Raw genomic sequence first — 4,307 nt, 5'->3', positions numbered from 1 at the left:
GTTAAAATGCTGTGCTGCTTTTCGCACAGACATTTCGTCTCGAATCATAATTTCTATGACTTTATCTTTAAAATCTTTTGAATATCCCATATCTCTATTGTTCTATAGTTTTTAGGATTTGGCTATACCGCGCAAGCTGATGTTTTACCGACCATCACCATTGAAACTCAAGGGAACTGGCTGGAAAACGCCAATGAAAAAAAGGTGCAAAAGCATGCCGGTGCGCGGACCATTATTGACCGTAAACGCTTAAACGAAAGCGCAGCAACATCTCTAAAAAATGCGTTACGCCAAGTTTCTGGTGTTCAGGTTCAAGAAAATAATGGTACTGGCGGTAGCGATGTTTCATTAAATATTGGCGTTCGTGGATTAACTTCTCGCCTCTCTCCACGTTCAACTGTGTTGATCGATGGCATACCAATGTCATTTGCACCGTATGGCCAACCACAGCTTTCGATGGCGCCTGTCTCTTTAGGAAATATAGAATCTGTTGATGTAGTCCGTGGTGCAGGTTCTGTCCGTTTTGGGCCACAAAATGTCGGCGGTATTATCAACTTTGCCACACGTAGCATTCCTGAAGACTTTAAAGGTACCGTGGCATTAAACTCTGAATATGCAACAGGTACAGATCAGGTAAAATTAGGTCCTAGTCTGTTTGTTGGTGGAACATTAGATAATGGTTTAGGTCTTGCCTTGCTTTATTCAGGCACTAAAGGCAACGGTTATCGTGAAGCGAACAATAAAAATGACATTGATGATGTCATGTTAAAAACCGCTTATGACATCACTGATCAGGATAAAATCGCATTAAATTTCCATCATTACGATGGTACAGGTGAAATGCCTGAAGGTTTAAGCGCTGCTGAATTCGAAGTAAATCCATATCAAACGTCGCATTATCGTGACTTTTTCACTGGCCGTCGTTCAGATGTATCCCTACGTTATACACATAAAGATGACACGAACAACTTTGAACTTTTAAGTTATTACATCGATTCATTCCGTACCAGCAACCTTGAATCTACTTTAGCCAATGGCAATCATCGCTTAGATACCTCACCACGTGATTATAAAGTCTTTGCCATTGAGCCACGTTATTCACGTAGCTATAGCTTAGGAAGTACGCTGAATGAAGTGACTGTCGGTTACCGTTATATGGACGAAGAGAGCACCGAGTTCGCAGGCCGTACTGAATACGCAGCAGATGCAGAACCTGGTCAGTTTATAGCACGTACCCGTAGTGCGGGTGGCACCAAAGCACACGCTGCTTATATCGATAACCGTATAGAACTGGGTAAATGGAATATTACACCCGGCGTTCGTTTTGAATCGATTGATACACAAAACAGTTTTAGTGCCTATAAAGATGGCGTATTACAAAATACTGTTCATCCATCGATCCAATCTGACGAATTTTTACCAAGTTTAGCTGTCCTGTATAAAGCAACAGACCATTGGAATTTCTTTGCCAATGCTGGTGTATCTTTTGGTCCACAGTAATATAACCAGTTAGCGACAACACAAGGCACTACAGCGGTCACCACCTTAGATGGCTTACATCCTGAAAAGTCTAATAACTATGAAATTGGTACCAAATATTTAGGCAATGGTTTAAGTGCTGAATTGACTGCATTTTATCTAGATTTTGACAAAGAACTGATTTTAGAACGCGATGCTGCAAACAATGGCTTTTGGACTGACCTCGGTGCTACAAGTCATAAAGGGATCGAAACTGGTTTTAGCTATGACTTTGGACATTTAGCTGACAATCTCGAAGGCTTAAAAGCCTATGGTAATTACACCTATACCAAAGCGGTTGCTGAAGCAGGTAACTTTAAAGGTAAAGATTTGCCCTTCTATTCACAAAATGTCGCAAACTTTGGCTTAGGTTATAAATATGATGCTTGGTCCATCAATGCCGACATGTATGCACAATCTAAACAACGTGCCCCAGGCAACCAAGATTCTAACATCTACCAAACTGAAGAAACAGCAAATGGTAAACTAGGCGATATTCCAGGCTATTCAACTTTTGCTGTGCGTACAGGCTATGACTTTGGCGGTTCGCTACAAGGGGTTAGAGTTGCTGCTGGTATTAAGAATGTCTTTGATAAACAGTATTTCACCCGTTCATCAGATGCAACAGGTGGTAAATATATTGGTCAGCCACGTACTTTCTTCTTACAAACTTCATTCGACTTTTAAACTGATCTAAATATAAAAATCCCACCAAGTGTGGGATCTTTATTGAAGAACACATATGGACATCCATATATTCATATGTAAAGATATATGCAAATCCATATATACAGATAAACATGGAACAGACTGAATTTTTCAAATTACTTGCAGATGAGACTCGTCTGAACATCATCATGCTGTTGGCATGTAAAGGTGAACTCTGCGTCTGCGAACTCACCGAGTCCCTTGAATTGAGCCAACCTAAAATTTCGCGTCATTTGGCATTACTGCGTTCATCAGGTGTGCTGAGTGATCAACGTAAAGGTCAATGGGTCTATTACTCCATTCACCCTGCACTGCCTACTTGGTGTACACAAATATTCGATGTTATGCGTCACCAAGAACGATTTAAAGACATCGATTTAAATTCCCCAAAAAACACGACAACATTGTGTGAAACACTATGAATTTTTTATTTCTATGTACTGGCAATAGCTGCCGCAGCATTTTATCCGAAGTACTTTTTAACCAGCGTGCCCCTGAAGGTTTCCGTGCCTATAGCGCAGGCAGTAAACCCTCAGGACATATCCACCCGTTTACCTTGAAAACCCTACACAACCTCAATCTACCAACTGAGGGCTTGTCGAGTAAAACCATCGCAGCATGTGAACAATACCAACCCGATGTGGTGATTACCGTCTGTGGTTCTGCCGCTCAAGAAGCTTGCCCAATTTACTTAGGCTCTGCCATCAAAGCCCACTGGGGCTTAGAAGATCCTTCCCATTTAGAGCTTGTATATGACATCAAACTTGCAGCTTTTCTTGATACTGTGGCGCATATTAACCGCCGTTTAGATGCTTTATTTACGCTCGATTTTACGCAATTAAGTCGTGAAGAGCTTAACCAAGAAATCCAAAAAATTTCAGAGATCCAATAATGGCTGCTGCAAAACTGTCATTTCTAGACCGCAATCTAACGCTATGGATTTTTATCGCAATGGGGCTAGGCATTGCGATTGGCGTGTATGTTCCTAGTGCTTCAAGAGCTTTAAATCAACTCAATATCGGTGATGTCAATATTGCGATTGCCATTGGTTTAATCCTGATGATGTATCCGCCTTTGGCCAAAGTGGATTACAAAGCGCTGCCTGAAGTGTTTAAAGATAAACGTACCTTATACCTATCACTGGTTCAAAATTGGTTAATCGCACCTTGCCTGATGTTTATTTTGGCGATCGTGTTTTTACAACACTACCCTGAATACATGACCGGTTTGATTCTGATTGGTTTAGCACGTTGCATTGCAATGGTTCTGGTTTGGAATGATCTCGCTTGTGGGGATAACCAATACGTAGCGGCTTTAGTGGCCTTTAACAGTATTTTCCAAATTGCATTTTTTAGTACCTACGCATGGTTCTTTTTGAGTTTTTTACCGCCTTATTTTGGTATAGAAGCACAAGTGATCCAAGTCAGCTTTTGGACCATCACACATGCAGTATTGGTGTATCTAGGTATTCCCTTCCTGCTCGGTTTCCTGACGCGTGCCATATTGGTAAAACAAAAAGGTCTGGCTTGGTATAAAAATCAATTTATACCCAAAATCAGCCCCATCAGTTTAATGGCATTACTCTTTACCATTGTGATGATGTTTAGCCTCAAAGGTGCAGATGTCTTGAGCCTTCCAATGGATGTACTGCGTATTGGCATTCCCCTCACGATCTACTTTGTGGTGATGTTTTTCATTAGCTTTTTGATGAGCAAATGGATGGGTAATAATTACGCCAAAACCACTGCCATATCCTTTACCGCAGCGGGTAATAATTTTGAACTTGCCCTCGCTGTTGCCATCGCCACCTTTGGTATTGCATCTCCGATTGCATTTACCACGATTATTGGCCCATTGGTTGAAGTGCCTGTGCTTATTGCATTAGTCAGTGTATCGCTATGGTTAAAACGCAAATGGTATAAAGAGAACTAAAATGAAGCTCCCCAATATTCAACTATAGCTAAATACCAAATAAATCATTACAGTAATCTTTAAATAATTTATCAATATCTTTAACTCTAAACTTAGTTCGAATCGCCTTGACTCGTGACCACATATTTTCTATTGGATTTAAATCTGGA

At 40.8% G+C, this 4,307-nt stretch carries 3 protein-coding genes and 1 pseudogene; all 4 read left to right on the top strand.

Features of this window, described 5'->3' with window-relative positions; genetic code table 11:
* Positions 1–141: 141 nt before the first annotated feature.
* Positions 142–2,205 (top strand): annotated as a pseudogene (locus FTV03_RS17180) (TonB-dependent receptor family protein); the annotation flags it as partial.
* A 113-nt stretch (positions 2,206–2,318) separates the two neighbouring features.
* Entirely contained in the window at positions 2,319–2,648 is a 330-nt protein-coding gene (locus FTV03_RS17175) for a metalloregulator ArsR/SmtB family transcription factor (protein WP_180042356.1), read from the top strand.
* Positions 2,645–3,118 (top strand): arsenate reductase ArsC, encoded by a 474-nt coding sequence (locus FTV03_RS17170; RefSeq protein ID WP_180042354.1) that lies wholly within the window; start codon positions 2,645–2,647, stop codon positions 3,116–3,118. Before FTV03_RS17175 ends, FTV03_RS17170 begins: the two co-directional genes overlap by 4 nt.
* Positions 3,118–4,158 carry an ACR3 family arsenite efflux transporter gene (gene arsB, locus FTV03_RS17165; protein WP_180042352.1) on the top strand — a complete coding sequence of 347 codons (1,041 nt, stop codon included), beginning with the start codon at positions 3,118–3,120 and terminating at the stop codon, positions 4,156–4,158. Before FTV03_RS17170 ends, arsB begins: the two co-directional genes overlap by 1 nt.
* Positions 4,159–4,307: the final 149 nt, after the last annotated feature.

This window comes from Acinetobacter sp. YH12218 (genome assembly GCF_013417925.1).
In the GTDB taxonomy this organism is placed as follows: domain Bacteria; phylum Pseudomonadota; class Gammaproteobacteria; order Pseudomonadales; family Moraxellaceae; genus Acinetobacter; species Acinetobacter amyesii.
This window is presented reverse-complemented; position numbering and strand designations above follow the sequence as displayed.

What these genes read in the sequence shown, in the direction of transcription:
- FTV03_RS17175 (WP_180042356.1), top strand. Translation starts at nt 2,319, where the DNA reads ATGGAACAGACTGAATTTTTCAAATTACTTGCAGATGAGACTCGTCTG.
- FTV03_RS17170 (WP_180042354.1), top strand. Translation starts at nt 2,645, where the DNA reads ATGAATTTTTTATTTCTATGTACTGGCAATAGCTGCCGCAGCATTTTA.
- arsB (WP_180042352.1), top strand. Translation starts at nt 3,118, where the DNA reads ATGGCTGCTGCAAAACTGTCATTTCTAGACCGCAATCTAACGCTATGG.